Source organism: Dictyoglomus sp., from assembly GCA_025060475.1.
Taxonomy (GTDB): domain Bacteria; phylum Dictyoglomota; class Dictyoglomia; order Dictyoglomales; family Dictyoglomaceae; genus NZ13-RE01.
In genome coordinates this window covers 95,979-110,275 of record JANXBZ010000009.1, presented here as the reverse complement: position 1 = coordinate 110,275, position 14,297 = coordinate 95,979, and the positions used below count along the sequence as shown (strand labels likewise).

At 32.1% G+C, this 14,297-nt stretch carries 15 protein-coding genes; 10 read left to right on the top strand and 5 right to left on the bottom strand.

What is annotated here, in order from left to right:
* Positions 1–256 precede the first annotated feature (256 nt).
* The 8 genes from NZ841_06465 to NZ841_06430 all read left to right on the top strand — a co-directional run bounded on the left by NZ841_06465 (position 257) and on the right by NZ841_06430 (position 7,648).
* Positions 257–487: a hypothetical protein gene (locus NZ841_06465; GenBank protein ID MCS7202399.1), complete on the top strand. Its 231-nt coding sequence runs from the start codon at positions 257–259 to the stop codon at positions 485–487.
* A 346-nt stretch (positions 488–833) separates the two neighbouring features.
* A complete protein-coding gene (locus tag NZ841_06460) occupies positions 834–1,742 on the top strand; it encodes a hypothetical protein (protein ID MCS7202398.1) in 909 nt (302 codons plus the stop codon).
* 253 nt (positions 1,743–1,995) lie between these two features.
* Positions 1,996–2,214: a hypothetical protein gene (locus NZ841_06455; GenBank protein MCS7202397.1), complete on the top strand. Its 219-nt coding sequence runs from the start codon at positions 1,996–1,998 to the stop codon at positions 2,212–2,214.
* Positions 2,215–2,254: 40 nt separating this feature from the next.
* The gene (locus NZ841_06450; GenBank protein MCS7202396.1) at positions 2,255–2,770 is read left to right on the top strand and encodes a hypothetical protein; all 516 of its coding nucleotides are present in this window, start codon (positions 2,255–2,257) and stop codon (positions 2,768–2,770) included.
* A 254-nt stretch (positions 2,771–3,024) separates the two neighbouring features.
* Positions 3,025–4,515, top strand: a complete 1,491-nt coding sequence (gene glpK / locus NZ841_06445) for a glycerol kinase GlpK (protein ID MCS7202395.1) — start codon at positions 3,025–3,027, stop codon at positions 4,513–4,515.
* A 103-nt stretch (positions 4,516–4,618) separates the two neighbouring features.
* Positions 4,619–6,058 (top strand): NAD(P)/FAD-dependent oxidoreductase, encoded by a 1,440-nt coding sequence (locus NZ841_06440; protein MCS7202394.1) that lies wholly within the window; start codon positions 4,619–4,621, stop codon positions 6,056–6,058.
* Entirely contained in the window at positions 6,055–7,281 is a 1,227-nt protein-coding gene (locus NZ841_06435) for an NAD(P)/FAD-dependent oxidoreductase (protein MCS7202393.1), read from the top strand. Before NZ841_06440 ends, NZ841_06435 begins: the two co-directional genes overlap by 4 nt.
* On the top strand, positions 7,274–7,648 hold the full coding sequence (locus NZ841_06430) for a DUF1667 domain-containing protein (protein ID MCS7202392.1): 375 nt from the start codon (positions 7,274–7,276) through the stop codon (positions 7,646–7,648). The genes NZ841_06435 and NZ841_06430 overlap by 8 nt, the downstream gene beginning before the upstream one ends.
* A 19-nt stretch (positions 7,649–7,667) precedes the next feature.
* Here NZ841_06430 and NZ841_06425 read toward each other — a convergent pair whose 3' ends face one another.
* Entirely contained in the window at positions 7,668–8,270 is a 603-nt protein-coding gene (locus NZ841_06425; protein MCS7202391.1) for a glycerol-3-phosphate acyltransferase, read from the bottom strand.
* On the bottom strand, positions 8,260–9,303 hold the full coding sequence (locus NZ841_06420; protein ID MCS7202390.1) for a glycosyltransferase family 2 protein: 1,044 nt from the start codon (positions 9,301–9,303) through the stop codon (positions 8,260–8,262). Before NZ841_06420 ends, NZ841_06425 begins: the two co-directional genes overlap by 11 nt.
* A gap of 138 nt (positions 9,304–9,441) precedes the next feature.
* Here NZ841_06420 and NZ841_06415 point away from each other — a divergent pair, with 138 nt between their 5' ends.
* Positions 9,442–10,437 carry an aldo/keto reductase gene (locus NZ841_06415; protein ID MCS7202389.1) on the top strand — a complete coding sequence of 332 codons (996 nt, stop codon included), beginning with the start codon at positions 9,442–9,444 and terminating at the stop codon, positions 10,435–10,437.
* A gap of 34 nt (positions 10,438–10,471) precedes the next feature.
* Here NZ841_06415 and NZ841_06410 read toward each other — a convergent pair whose 3' ends face one another.
* Positions 10,472–11,626, bottom strand: a complete 1,155-nt coding sequence (locus NZ841_06410; GenBank protein ID MCS7202388.1) for an aldo/keto reductase — start codon at positions 11,624–11,626, stop codon at positions 10,472–10,474.
* Positions 11,627–11,641: 15 nt separating this feature from the next.
* The gene (locus NZ841_06405) at positions 11,642–11,983 is read right to left on the bottom strand and encodes a hypothetical protein (protein MCS7202387.1); all 342 of its coding nucleotides are present in this window, start codon (positions 11,981–11,983) and stop codon (positions 11,642–11,644) included.
* 150 nt (positions 11,984–12,133) lie between these two features.
* Between NZ841_06405 and NZ841_06400 the strand changes: the two genes are divergently transcribed.
* Complete coding sequence (locus NZ841_06400) at positions 12,134–13,117, top strand: Gfo/Idh/MocA family oxidoreductase (protein MCS7202386.1); 984 nt, start codon at positions 12,134–12,136, stop codon at positions 13,115–13,117.
* Here the strand turns inward: NZ841_06400 and NZ841_06395 are convergent.
* Positions 13,104–14,228 (bottom strand): DUF362 domain-containing protein, encoded by a 1,125-nt coding sequence (locus NZ841_06395; protein ID MCS7202385.1) that lies wholly within the window; start codon positions 14,226–14,228, stop codon positions 13,104–13,106. The two genes, NZ841_06400 and NZ841_06395, sit on opposite strands and share 14 nt — an antisense overlap.
* Positions 14,229–14,297 lie beyond the last annotated feature (69 nt).

The window sequence follows — 14,297 nt, the reverse complement described above, 5'->3', positions numbered from 1 at the left end:
GTTAGATCTGAACTATGTGGGATTTAAAACAAATATACACTTTGATTTCTCTTATTTTTCTGACTATTATACAGATTTTATATATTAAAGTAAGTTAAGGAGGGGTATTTCTATGAGAAATTGTATATATTGTTGAAAACCAGCAGGATTTTTACAAAAAAAACATAAAGAGTGCGAAGAGAAAAGAAATACAACATGGAATATTATGGTCTTGCTTGTGAAAAACACAATTTTAGAAAAATGCTCGGAAGGTTCCATGGAAAAACTTAAAGAAACTCTTTATGAAATGGCACAAAGTAGCTATATTAATTCCTACGAGATTAGGAAAGTGTTGATTGAGGGCTGGGAAAAAGCTGTAGAACATTTCTTAGGAGATGGTAATTTGAATGTTCAAGAAGAAATTAGATTAAGATTTTTTATAAACTATTTTAAATTTAAACAAAACGAGCTTGATAGTAAAGGTTGGAATTCAAAGGGATTCTTCTAATGAAAACCTCAGTATTTTATTACAGAAGATGGATGGTTCACTTATAATCTCCTTGTTAATTTAGCTAAAATATTTTAATTAATAATTTGCAGGCAAAGGTATAGAATATATAAGTAAATTCCTGGGAAAAAGTATCACTGAAAAAGAGAAACCAAAACATGTGATTTTAGATGCGGAAGAATTTCCTACTCAAGCATTGAGATGGTGATCCATTGGTATCAAAAAGAACCTCATAAGTAATATGAATTCTTGAATTTTAATGAAAATTTCTAAAGGGACCAATTTTGACCTTTTTATGTTTTATTATTTAAAGTAGAAAAAATTTTAATAATATGGGGGTATGATAATGAAAATTACTGATATTTTCCGCCAAATTAAATGGAAGGAGTCTCAAGAAATTAATGGATTTTCAATTATTCCTCTATTTCTAAATATTTCTCATATTCATCCTTTTATTTCTCTTGAGGAAGCATTGAATTCTGGAAAATTTATAATTCAGGAGGTAAATACTTGGGGAGAAGTTCCTACATTAAAGGCAGTAAACAGACTAAATATAAATGTGTTTATAATGGACGGAGAGGAATTAAAAGGTGGAAAACAAAATAGAGTTATAAATACATCAATATTGGTAAAGAAAAATTCAGTACTAAATATTCCCGTAAGTTGTACTGAGAAGGGAAGATGGGATTTTACTTCTCCTAATCATAGAGATCCAGAAATAATTATTCCTTTTGAAATGAGAGCTAAGAAGAACATATCTTTATATGATCATCTTAGTCGCTCTAAGGAATTTAAAACTGAGCAAAGTCTTATCTGGGATGAGGTAGATAGATATGATTCTATATTAAAATCAAACTCAAAAACAAGAGCTTTAAGAGACATATTCAAAAATGTAGAAACTAATTTAGAAGAGATAACTAAAAATTCTTTTCCTATTGAGGGACAAAATGGATGTGCTTTTGTGATTAATGGAAAAATTATAGGTCTTGATATTATTTCTCTACCCTCTGTGTATAAAAATTTTCATGGGAAATTACTGAAAAGCTATGCTTTTGATCTTTTAATTAGAAAGAAAACAGAGACCAAGAATGAAGAAGATATAGAAAGCTATATTGAAAAGATTAAGAATGCTTCTTTTAAGAAATATAAATCCGTGGGACTTGGCTGGGATTATAGGATAAAAAGAGATAAACTTATGGGATCTATTTTAATGTATAGGCATTTACCTGTTCATATTCATATTTTCCAAATTTAAATTTATAAGGTATATAAAGATGCTAAAAGAAGGGGAAAAGTTGGTAGTTCTGCCTTTTGGTGGGCTTTTGGAACATTTTTAATCTGGATCATATTTCTACCTCTCTGGCTTATTGAGAGACCTAAACTTCCTCACGAAATAAGTAGTAATGATTTACCTAAATTATGTCCACACTGTGGTAAGTATTATGATGGAAATCCTTTTTATTGTCCCTATTGTGGGAAAAAATTAATATTTTAGGGAGGAAAACAAAATGTATAAAGTTTGTAAAGTCTTAATAATATTGTGGACGGTTTTTTGTGCCTTTGGGTTGCTATATGGTTTATACAATGTCTCAAATATTGAACCTACTAATGAATGGGAAGAGACCGGAACTACTATTGGTATTACCTTTGGTATACTTCTTTGGTTTTTATTGTGGTTTTTCCCTATTATTGTCCTTTCTGTGGGAATAAGATTGGTGATGCCCTAAAGTAAACTAAACTGTTTTATTGAAAAGGGGGAAGAGAAGAATGGATAACTTAGTTAAGTTTCTCCTTAATAACAGTTTTGTTTTTAATTCTGATGTAATAATTGTAGTTTCAGGCTATGATTATAAGGATGATACTCCTCTTCCAAATGGGTTTATTAAAGTTCAGCCTTCTCGATTGATGGAGATAATCGAGAAAGTTATTGAAGATCCTAGGAGTGTGATTTCTGTTTTTAAGAATATTGATATACATAATTGGAGCTTATTTAAGACTACTTTCTGTAATGAGCTTGATAATTTTGGATATAGAGCTATCATAGGAAAGTTTAAACTTAGAAGAGAAGAGATAAAAGAGATAGGACTTTCAAATAAAGAGTACAGGAAAATAGCAAAAGAAATTAATAATATTTTTAAGTCTTGCGAAAACCTTATTATAGCCTATTCTAATGAATTCAATAAAAAAGTACTTGAACAGAAAATTGAAATAGAAGAAGATTTTATGTTAATTAAAAAGATAACGCAAGTTCCTGAAGACTTTGATTTAGAAGAAAGTGATTAAATTCCGAAGAATCTGTTTTCCTTGATATGCCAAGGACTTTAGCATTTTTAGAGGCATTTCCATTATTTTTTCTAAGACTTTTCTTATAGTTTCTCTTACAAATTTAGGATTGAAAAGGTTAGCTTTACATATATAAGTAAATTCAATATAATATATTCAAAGGATATATTAGGCCAGGAGAAGTAAAGAGAAAGGCCTTACTTATTCCTATGAAAGGGATAAGTAGGGCTTTTTAATTATTGGGAGGTGCTGGAATGAAATACATTCTTGCCTTGGATCAAGGAACTACAAGCTCAAGGGCAATTTTGTTTGATCGATATGGTAAAATAGTTTCCGTCTCTCAAAAGGAATTTACTCAGATATATCCAAAACCAGGTTGGGTAGAACATGATCCCATGGAAATTTTAAATTCTCAATTGGATGTGGCAAAAGAAGTTATTGAAAAAGCTAATATAGAACTAAAGAATATTTCTGCTATCGGTATTACAAATCAAAGGGAAACTACTGTAGTATGGGAAAAATCCACAGGAAAACCCGTATATAATGCTATAGTTTGGCAATGTAGAAGAACAGCACCAATATGTGATGAGCTTAAAAATCAAGGGCTCTCTGATACTATTAGAGAAAAGACAGGACTTGTGATAGATGCTTATTTTTCTGCAACAAAACTAAAATGGATTTTAGATAATATAGAAGGAATAAGGGAAAAAGCAGAAAAAGGAGAAGTTTTATTTGGAACAATAGACTCATGGCTTATATGGAATCTTACAAAAGGGAAAGTCCATATTACAGATTATTCCAATGCTTCAAGAACTATGTTGTTTAATATCCATAAATTAGATTGGGATGATGAAATTCTAAATATTCTTAATATTCCGAGAGCAATGCTTCCAGAAGTAAAACCTTCAAGCTTTATATATGGATACACTGATAAAAATCTCTTTGGATTAGAAATTCCCATCTCTGGCAACGCAGGAGATCAACAATCTGCTCTCTTTGGTCAGGCATGTTTTAATCCTGGCATGGTGAAAAATACCTATGGAACAGGATGTTTTATTCTAATGAATACAGGAGATAAAGCTTTCTTTTCAAAATCAGGACTTATAACTACAATAGCTTGGGGAATAAATAACAAAGTGGAATATGCCCTTGAAGGAAGTATTTTTATTACAGGAGCGGCTATTCAGTGGCTTAGAGATGGACTTAAAGTTATTCAATCTGCTCAGGAAACAGAATCCCTTGCTTTAAGTGTTCCAGATTCGGGAGGAGTATATGTGGTGCCTGCCTTTGTAGGACTTGGAGCACCTTATTGGGATATGTATGCAAGAGGCTTAATCATAGGAATTACAAGAGGAATAAAAAGAGAACACATTGTTAGGGCAACTTTAGAATCCATAGCTTATCAAACAAGGGATGTTATAGAAGCCATGGAAAAGGACAGTAATATAAAATTAAAATCTTTAAGGGTAGATGGTGGAGCAGTAGTTAACAATTTCCTTATGCAATTTCAATCGGATATCTTGGGAGTTCCCGTGGAAAGACCTATGGTAAACGAAACCACTGCATTAGGAACTGCATATTTGGCTGGTCTTGCTGTGGGATATTGGAGGGATCAAAAGGAAATTGAAGAATTATGGCAAATGGAAAGAAGGTTTACTCCTCAAATGTCCTTTGAGGAGAGAGAAAGACTATATAAGGGGTGGAAAAAGGCAGTATCAAGAGCCTTAAACTGGGAAGAAGCCTAGATTAAAAGATTAAAAATAAAAAATTTTTTGTGTGGTAGGAGAATGTGGAGAAGAAAGCCACACGCAACCGTGTGGCTTTTTAATTTATAAAGGGGGATAAAGAATGAGAGTAGTAATTATTGGAGGAGGAATAACAGGAGCTTTTATTGCGTGGGAGCTTTCTAAATATGACCTTGATCTTATTCTTATAGAAAAAAATTTAGATATAGGTTGGGGGGCTACAAAGGCAAATTCAGGAATTTTACATGCAGGATATGATGATCCTCCAGAAACTCTAAGAGCAAAACTTTGTGCAAGGGGAAATGAGCTACATTTTAAAATTTCCCAAGAACTTGAATATGATGTTAAGAGAAAGGGATCCTTAGTTGTTGCCTTTAATGATGAGGAGTTGAAAGTTTTAGAAGAACTTTTAAAGAGAGGAGAAAAAAACAATGTACCCAATCTTACAATTCTAAAAGGAGAAGAAATTTTTGAAAAGGAACCTAATTTAAGTAGAGAAATAAAATATGCCTTGTGGGCGGAGACTGCAGGAATCATAGAACCTTGGGAAGCTACCATTGCAGTTACCGAAAATGCAATCCAAAATGGATTAAGCCTTATTCTTGGAGAAAGAGTAACAGATTTTGAAGTAAAAAATAAAAGAATTATTAAGGTAATCACTAATAAAAATTCTTATGAGGTAGATTTAGTCATAAACTCTGCAGGATTATATGGAGACGAAATAGCAAAAAAGGCAGGATCAGAGTTTGTACCCATATATCCCAGAAGAGGAGAGTATATACTATTAGATAAAAAACTAGGAAATATTGTAAATTCAATTATATTTCCTACTCCTACTCCTAAAAGCAAAGGAATATTAGTAGTCCCTACAATAGATGGAGGAATCCTTCTTGGCCCTACTGCGGAAGATCTTCCTGAAGACCAAAAAGAAAATAATGCTACTTCTTATCGTGGATTAAGAAAAGTAATAGATGAAACAAAAAAATTAGTGCCATCTATAGATATATCCTATGCTATAAAGACCTTTGCAGGACTTAGGGCAGAAACTCCTATTAAGGATTTTTTTATAAAAGAAAGTGAAAGGCTAAATAATTTTATTAATGTAATTGGGATAAGATCTCCAGGCCTTACTTCTGCACCAGCCATAGGAGAATATGTAGTGGAGGAAATAATAAAAGAAAAATTAAAAATAAATTTGACGAGAAAAAAAGATTTTAAGGCAAAAAGAAAAAGAATTAGAAGATATTCAGAACTTTCTTTAGAAGAATGGAATGAAGAGATTAAAAAAGATCCATTATGTGGAAACATAATATGCTACTGCAATATGGTAACAGAAAGAGAAATTGTTGAAGCAATAAGAAGGGGAGCAAAAACTTTAGATGGAGTTAAATTTAGAACCCGTGCAACCTTTGGAAGATGTCAGGGAAACTTTTGTGGGTCAAGAATACTAGAAATATTAGCAAGAGAACTTAAAAAAGATATCTCCGAGATAGTACTAAACTCAGAAGATTCTTGGATTCTAAATGGGAGGGTAAGACCATGAAAACTGATGTGGTAGTAATAGGAGGTGGAGCAGGAGGTCTTTCTGCTTCCCTTTCTGCCTATAAAGAGGGGGTAGATGTTATTCTTGTAGAAAGAGAAGAAAGAATTGGGGGAATATTAAACCAATGTATTCATAATGGATTTGGCCTCCATTATTTTAAACAAGAATTAACAGGACCAGAGTATGCAGAAATATTTATAGACATGTTGAAAAAAACTAATATAAAAGTCCTTTCAAACTCTTTTCTATATTCGATTGACGAAAAGGAGAAAAAAATATACATTGTCACTCCTCATGGGATAAAGGATATAGAAACGAAGGCTATAATAATTGCCACAGGAGCAAGAGAAAGACCATTTGGAAGTCTTTTAATTCCTGGAAAAAGACTTTCTGGAATATTTACTGCAGGAGTTGCCCAGAAATATATAAATATTTTAAATATCTTCCCAGGCAAAAGAGCCCTAATATTAGGATCAGGAGATATTGGACTTATAATGGCAAGAAGACTTACCTTGGAAGGAGTAGAGGTTGTAGGAGTTGTAGAAAGGCTTCCTTACCCTGGTGGACTTTTAAGAAATGTAATTCAGTGTCTTGAAGATTATAAAATTCCATTATACTTATCCTCAACGGTAACAGAGGTTAGAGGAAAGGGAAGATTAGAGGAAGTAGTAGTAGCAAGAGTTGATGAAAATTTTAATCCCATACCTGGGAGTGAAAAAATTTTTAAAGTAGATACTCTTATCCTTTCTGTTGGACTTATACCTAATACTGAACTCCTTGAAGACAAGGTAGAAATAGATAAGACCAGTAGAGGATTCTCTGTTAATAATTTAGGGCAAACTTCTTTAGATTTTGTCTTTGCTTCAGGAAATTGTACCATAATTTATGATCTTGTAGATTATGTAACCTATGAGGGAGAAAAAGTAGGAAAATATGCAAGCTTATATGTTAAAGGACAAAGATTCGGAAAGAGGATTCCAATTAAAAAGGGAAAAAACATTGGTATTTTATATCCTAATTATTATACTCCAATAGAGGACTTAACACTATATCTTCGAGTAAGAAAGCCTATGGAAAGGGGAATTTTAAAGATTGGAACTTTTGAAAAAGAATATAAAGATCTAGTTCCCAGCGAGATATTAAGAGTACATATCCCTGAAAAGTATATAAAAAATTTAAAGGAAATAGAAGTCTGCATAAAGGAGGAGAAATTTTATGTTTAAAAAATTAGTATGCGTTCAGTGCCCTATTGGATGCAAGCTTAATATTGAAATTTCGGGTAATGATAATTCCATATTAAAAATAGATGGGAATAAATGTAAAAGGGGAATTGACTATGCCCAAGATGAAATAAAAGATCCTAAGAGAATTTTAACTACGAGTATAAAGGTTGTGGGCGGAGAATTACCTTTAGTTTCTGTAAAAACCGATAAGCCTATCTCTATAAAATATATAAAAATTATTATGAATATCTTAAGATCCTACGAAGTAAAAGCACCCATAAAAAGAGGGGAGATAATTATTCAGAATATTTTAGATACAAAAGCAAACATTGTTGCAACAAGAACTGTTAAAAAGAGTACTTCCTAAAGGATTATTAAATCCTATGTCAGAACATAGTATTAAAGTAATTTCTTAAATCCTTCCAATGTTTATATAAAATTACAATAAGATTTCCTACATATAAAAGAAGGATAGGATGATATCCTAAATAAAATTTATATAGTACATAAGGAAGAAGAACCAAAAAGCCAATAAGAACTCTAAAGGCATCCTCCTCTACTGTTGTTCCTTTAGGTTTAAAAATAGTAAATATAGTAAAGACAGTACCTAAAATAGTTGGTGCTTCCCACTTTGTTAAGACAGACCATGCACCAAAAGAAACCGCAACAGCTTTTCCTCCTTTAAAATTGAGCATTGGAGAAAAAGCGTGTCCTAATATTCCTGCCAGACAAGATAAGGCAATTATGTAATTATTTTTAACAATACCCAAAGCTACAAAAAGAGAAATAGGGAAAGCTCCTTTCAAGTAATCCAGAATAAGAGCTAAAACTCCCCATTTCCAACCTACAGCACGCCAAAGATTTGAAGCTCCTGGATTTCCATCTCTTACCTTAGAAAGATCCACCTTTAGAATATTAGCTAGAATATATGAATACATGATAGAACCAGAAATAAATTGTAAAAATATAACCAGAAAATTAATCCACATGGATTTTTCTCCCCTTCCAAATAACAGTCTTTACAAAGAAGGTTCTAAATAAAGAATATAAAAATGTAAAAAGAAAGAAAAGGAAATGTAAAGGATAAATTATAGCATCATAAAATTTATAATCTCCTAATTTTTTTGTAACAATATAAAACTGGATTACAAAAATTAAATAAAAGGGATTTAATAAATCACTCTTAAAATAAAAAATACTTCCATAAATACCATAAAAATAAAAAAATATAAGTAAAAAATTAATTATATTTATAGAGAAAGCTCCTTTAGCTATGTTCTTCGTAAATCCTAGGAAAAGATCCTTAAAGCTATTATACATTCTAAATTTTATGTATTTTCCACCAAGAAAATTGTTGACAGGAATATTAAAATTTATACATTCTTTAGCAAGAGCAAGATCTTCTAGTATTTTACTTCTTATTTTTTTATGACCTCCAATCCTTTCATAATCCTCACGGGAAATAATAATAGCAGGCCCAAAAGCCCCTTCTTTCTTATCAGAGGCAAACATGGAAAATATAGAAACAAGATTAAAAGTGAAATTAAAATGCTCATAAAACTTCTCAAATCTTTGGTAAGGCCAACAAGAGATAAGTCCCCTAAAAACATCATAATTTGACAGTAACACTTCTATGAAGTCTTCCCGTGGTTCCACATCTGCATCTAAAAAAAGTAAAAGTTCTCCTTTTGATTCTATATACCCATTCCATAAAGCCCAGTTTTTTCCAATCCAACCCTCAGGAGGTTCTTCTTTTAAGGATACTACCTTAACCTCATGCTCTCTTCCTATTTCCTCAGTTCTATCTCTAGAATTATCATTTACTAAAATAATTTCGTAAGGTTTATAGGTTTGATTTTTAAGAGATGACAAAAGTTTAGGAAGATTCTTTTCTTCATCTCTTGCTGGGATAATAACAGAAATTTTATATTCTTCTGAAGAACCTTTTCTCTCTAATAATTTCAATCTTTTATAATATATCCAACCTATTAGCCAAGAAAGAAAAAATAAAATAATTCTCATTGTTAAGATTATAACATAAAATATTTAAATATGGTAATATCTATCTTACCTTTTCTAATATACCCTCATAGAAATTTCTTGACTTAGAGTTTACTCAAAATAATAAACTTTATCAAAAAACTATTTGGAGGTGAAATTATGGAATATATGAAATTGGGAAAGTCAGGATTAGAAGTTTCGAGAATATGCCTTGGATGTATGAGTTTTGGAGATAAAGACATCTGGACTCACAAGTGGGTTTTAGATGAGGAAAATAGTCGTCCCATAATAAAGAGAGCCTTAGAACTCGGAATTAATTTTTTCGATACTGCTAATGTATATTCTTTGGGAAGAAGTGAGGAAATCTTAGGAAAAGCTTTAAAAGATTTTGCAAGAAGAGATGAAGTTGTAATAGCTACAAAAGTTTATTTCCCCATGCGTGAGGGAAAAAATTCTACAGGACTCTCCCGAAAGATTATTATGCACGAAGTTGATCAAAGTTTAAAACGTCTTGGTACTGATTATATAGATCTTTATATTATCCATCGTTGGGATTACAATACTCCCATTGAAGAAACCATGGAAGCTCTTTACGATGTAGTAAAAGCAGGAAAGGTGAGATATATAGGAGCATCAGCTATGTTCGCATGGCAGTTCCAAAAAGCGTTATATACTGCAGAAAAACATGGTTGGACAAAGTTTATTTCTATGCAAAATCATTATAATTTAATTTATAGAGAGGATGAAAGGGAACTTATTCCCCTTTGTAAAGAGGAAGGAGTAGGCTTAACTCCCTATAGTCCTCTTGCTGCAGGGAGACTTGCAAGGGAATGGGGAGAAACAACCTATCGTTATGAAACTGACGAAATAGCAAAGATAAAATACGATTCAACAAAAGAGGTAGACAAGGAGATAATTGATAGGGTAGGAGAAATTGCCAAAAATCGTGGAATATCAAGGGCACAGGTAGCCTTAGCATGGCTTCTTCATAAAAATCCTGTAGTTTCACCAATTGTTGGAGTTACAAGAATAGAACAGCTTGAAGACGCGGTAAAGGCAGTATCTGTTAAATTAACAGATGAAGAAATAAAGTACCTAGAAGAACCATATATACCCCATAAAATCGTGGGACCATTACCCTATCCTGAAAAATAGAATAAAAAGGAGGGATTTTCCCTCCTTTTTTAATTTATATTTCCATTCTTAGCTCTCTCACAACCTTATCTAAAAGTTCTCTTATGGGAAGTCCCTGAGGACATTTCGTTTCACACTCTCCACATTTTCTACAATTTTCTGCCCTTTCCTCAGGTTTCATTTCGTGATTATAAACAAACCATGGTGCCCCCAAATACCACTGAGATCTAAAGCTCTTAAACCTTACACCATCATTATAAAGAGCAAAATTACGAGGTATATCCACTCCATAAGGACAGGGCATACAATATCTACATTGGGTACAATCTATCGCCTTTATACTTGCATAAACTTTTCTTATATGATCTATAAATTTAAGTTCTTCGGGAGTTAGAAGTCCTATTTCAGCTTTACTCGCCATTTCAATATTCTCCTTTACTTGGTCAAGATTACTCATGCCTGAAAGTACTGTAGAGACCTCAGGATGATTCCATATAAATAAAAATGCCCATTCTAAAGGAGATCTTTTTATTTTATAATTTTCTATTTCTGTTTTTACTTCTTCAGGAGGATTCACAAGAATTCCACCTTTTAAAGGTTCCATTACAACTACCCCAATTCCCTTTTTTCCTGCATACTCTAAACCTTCTTTTCCTGCTTGAAAATTAACATCCATATAGTTGTATTGAATCTGACAAAAATCCCAATTATAATAATCAATTATTTTTTTAAACACTTCTAATTCATCATGAAAGGAAAACCCAAAATATTTTATTAGCCCTTTTTCTTTCATCTTCTCTCCCCATTCTAATGCTCCCATGCTAAGACATTTCTTCCAGGAATCCTCATCAATTCCATGTAAAAGATAAAAATCTATATAATCTGTATCTAATCTTTGAAGCTGTTCCTTTAATATCATATCCATATCAGACTTATCTTTTAAAAGCCATACAGGAAGCTTAGTAGCGATATATACTCTATCCCTATATCCATTCTTTACTGCTTTTCCTACTACTACCTCACTTTGCCCATCATGGTACACATATGCAGTATCAATATAATTCACACCATGATCTAAAGCATATTGTATCATCTCTATAGCTTTCTTTTCCTCTATATCAGAATAACTTCCCCTTGTAGGAAGCCTCATAGCTCCAAAACCCAAAATCGAGACTTTTATTCCCAATTTCCCCATTTCTCTATACTTCATATATTTTTACCTCCTTTATAGGTTAAATAGACTGTTAAGCCAATTTACACACATAGGAACCCACAAAGCTACGTTAGGATTTTTTTCTTTTAGATTATGCCACATAAATGTTGGAGGTACATGGAATCCAATATAATTTATAATATCGAACTCTGGTGTGCAGTCTTTTGCTATCTTACCAGCATGGGGGTTATAAAACCTAGGATCTTTCTGAATAGCATTAGTGTTATTCCACTCTAAGGTTATTGCTACGGGTTCTGCTTCTCTGTCCGAGAGAAAAACAAAGGCTCCTCCATGAATATATGTTTTTAAATATACACGCCCATCGGAAATGATATTTATTCTTTCATGAATCATTATATTTCACCTCTCTTCGACATTTACTTTTAATTATTTAAATTATAAATTTTAGAGTTAACTCTAGGACAATGGGAAAAAATATATTGACAGTTTGGATTTGAAATAGAATAATTGAAAAGTCATCAAACTAATATCGAGGTGAAAAAAATGAGAATCTGTATTATAGGTTCTTCAGGACATATAAATTATGTGATTGAAGGAGTAAAGAAAGATAAAGAGTGTAAAATTATTGGAGTTGCTCCTGGATCCAAGGAAGAAAAGATAGATAAAGTTTTAAATATGATTGACAATAAGGAAGAAGTTCAAATTTTTGACAATTACATAGAAATGTTAGATAAGTTACATCCTGACATTGCAGTCTCTGCCTGCCACTTTGGAAATCTTGCGAAGGTTAATATGGAGGCCTTAAAAAGAGGTATAAATGTTTTTTCAGAAAAACCAGTAGCAACAACTTTTGAAGATCTTGAGAAACTTAAAGAAATTTATAAATCTTCTAAAAGACACTTTTGTGCTATGTTTGGAATAAGATATAAACCTTGGTTTTTAACTGCATGGAAAAGGGTTAAAGAGGGAGCAGTAGGAGAAGTTCGTTTAATAAACACTCAAAAATCCTATAAACTAGGTAAACGGGATGAATTTTATAAAAAAAGAGAGTCTTTTGGAGGGACTATCCCGTGGGTAGGAATTCACGCTATAGATTGGATTTATTGGTTTACTGGAAAAAAATTTAAGTCAGTATATGCAGTTCATTCTAAGAAATATAATAAAGATCATGGGGATTTAGAAACAACAGCTCTCTGTCAATTTACTCTAGAGGATGAGGTTTTTGCTTCCCTAAGTATTGATTATCTTCGTCCTGAATCTGCGTTATCCCATGATGATGATCGTCTTAGAATAGTTGGAACTGAGGGAGTAATTGAGGTTATATGGAATAAAGTTTTTCTTATAAATAAAGAATATGGAGGGGAAGAATTACCCCTCCTTCCTGAAGGAAATATATTCTTAGATTTTATAAAAGAAATAAGAGGGGAAGGAAAATGTATGATAAGCGCCGAGGATTCCTTTTACATTACAGAAATTGCATTATGGGCACGTCAATCTGCTGATGAAGGAAAAATTATTTATTTATAAGCTCTTTCACTGCTTGCTTTGCCATATTTGCTCTTGGAGGACATCCTTGGACATATAACCCCTTATCCCTATAAGGGTAAGTACAGTTACCAAATAAAATAACTTTTTCTGTAATTTTGTATTTATCTAAATCTTCTATAGGACCTACTGCTATAGTAATATATTTAAGATCTAAATCTTTATTTTCTTCAAAGATATCAGAAATTCCACAAGCAAGTGCCCTTTTACAGCAAAGACAAGAACTTGAAGGATCAATTATATTTATTCTTTCTCTGTATGGTGTATAATCAACCACTGGCTTTTCAATTTTTTCTCTCCACTCTAAGGATTCTATTGACTCTCCTAAAATTTCTATTTCTTGTAAATCAATGGGACCAAGTCCTATCTTATTGGCTAAAGTCAAATGTCTTATCTCAGTAGGCTCGAGTTTCAAAATCTTAGCACATACTGAATCAACTGCTACCACATTATCGCCCACAATTAAAGTATTACTATCAATTCCATACCCTCCTACAGGAAAATTTCCAACTAATGTGTGAATAGCAGTGGAAAGGATAAGATCGCTTTTTCTAAATTTATTTAAATCTACAATAGCATCCTCTAATCCAGAAATATGAATAATATGAGTAGTTTCCTTAGGCATTATTCCCATCATGTTTTTCATCCCATTAGAAAGAAGAGAAAGAGCATGAAATCTTAATCCAGGAACATTTATAAAAACATCACATTCCTCAATAATTTTAGGAATAGGTACTGCAGTTTTAATAACCCTTGCCTCAGGAATAATTTTTAAATTATAGGGACCATCATCAAAACACAGAACTTTAGCGAAATCAATCTTTTCCTGGGAATACCACTTAAAAACTGTGGGGGTTCTCTCTCCTATATAAACCTCTTTTGCTCCCTGTTCTTTACATAATTTTGCTAAGGAAAGAACAACTCTTGTATCTGAGACAAATCCTTTTTCCTCTCTACTAATGAAGGCATTGGGCTTTATTAAAACTACATCTCCCCTTTTCACAAATCTTTCTATGCCTCCAATAAGATCCAAAGCTTCTCCTACAGATTTATGAATATCTTCTTTTGTTCTTATTATTCCTACCTTATACATCTTTTACCTCCATTTAATATTGTGCAAAAAACATGTATATAAATAGATTATAATTTATTTAAGCTTAGT

What these genes read in the sequence shown, in the direction of transcription:
- NZ841_06465 (MCS7202399.1), top strand. Translation starts at nt 257, where the DNA reads ATGGAAAAACTTAAAGAAACTCTTTATGAAATGGCACAAAGTAGCTAT.
- NZ841_06460 (MCS7202398.1), top strand. Translation starts at nt 834, where the DNA reads ATGAAAATTACTGATATTTTCCGCCAAATTAAATGGAAGGAGTCTCAA.
- NZ841_06455 (MCS7202397.1), top strand. Translation starts at nt 1,996, where the DNA reads ATGTATAAAGTTTGTAAAGTCTTAATAATATTGTGGACGGTTTTTTGT.
- NZ841_06450 (MCS7202396.1), top strand. Translation starts at nt 2,255, where the DNA reads ATGGATAACTTAGTTAAGTTTCTCCTTAATAACAGTTTTGTTTTTAAT.
- glpK (MCS7202395.1), top strand. Translation starts at nt 3,025, where the DNA reads ATGAAATACATTCTTGCCTTGGATCAAGGAACTACAAGCTCAAGGGCA.
- NZ841_06440 (MCS7202394.1), top strand. Translation starts at nt 4,619, where the DNA reads ATGAGAGTAGTAATTATTGGAGGAGGAATAACAGGAGCTTTTATTGCG.
- NZ841_06435 (MCS7202393.1), top strand. Translation starts at nt 6,055, where the DNA reads ATGAAAACTGATGTGGTAGTAATAGGAGGTGGAGCAGGAGGTCTTTCT.
- NZ841_06430 (MCS7202392.1), top strand. Translation starts at nt 7,274, where the DNA reads ATGTTTAAAAAATTAGTATGCGTTCAGTGCCCTATTGGATGCAAGCTT.
- NZ841_06425 (MCS7202391.1), bottom strand. Translation starts at nt 8,270, where the DNA reads ATGTGGATTAATTTTCTGGTTATATTTTTACAATTTATTTCTGGTTCT.
- NZ841_06420 (MCS7202390.1), bottom strand. Translation starts at nt 9,303, where the DNA reads ATGAGAATTATTTTATTTTTTCTTTCTTGGCTAATAGGTTGGATATAT.
- NZ841_06415 (MCS7202389.1), top strand. Translation starts at nt 9,442, where the DNA reads ATGGAATATATGAAATTGGGAAAGTCAGGATTAGAAGTTTCGAGAATA.
- NZ841_06410 (MCS7202388.1), bottom strand. Translation starts at nt 11,626, where the DNA reads ATGAAGTATAGAGAAATGGGGAAATTGGGAATAAAAGTCTCGATTTTG.
- NZ841_06405 (MCS7202387.1), bottom strand. Translation starts at nt 11,983, where the DNA reads ATGATTCATGAAAGAATAAATATCATTTCCGATGGGCGTGTATATTTA.
- NZ841_06400 (MCS7202386.1), top strand. Translation starts at nt 12,134, where the DNA reads ATGAGAATCTGTATTATAGGTTCTTCAGGACATATAAATTATGTGATT.
- NZ841_06395 (MCS7202385.1), bottom strand. Translation starts at nt 14,228, where the DNA reads ATGTATAAGGTAGGAATAATAAGAACAAAAGAAGATATTCATAAATCT.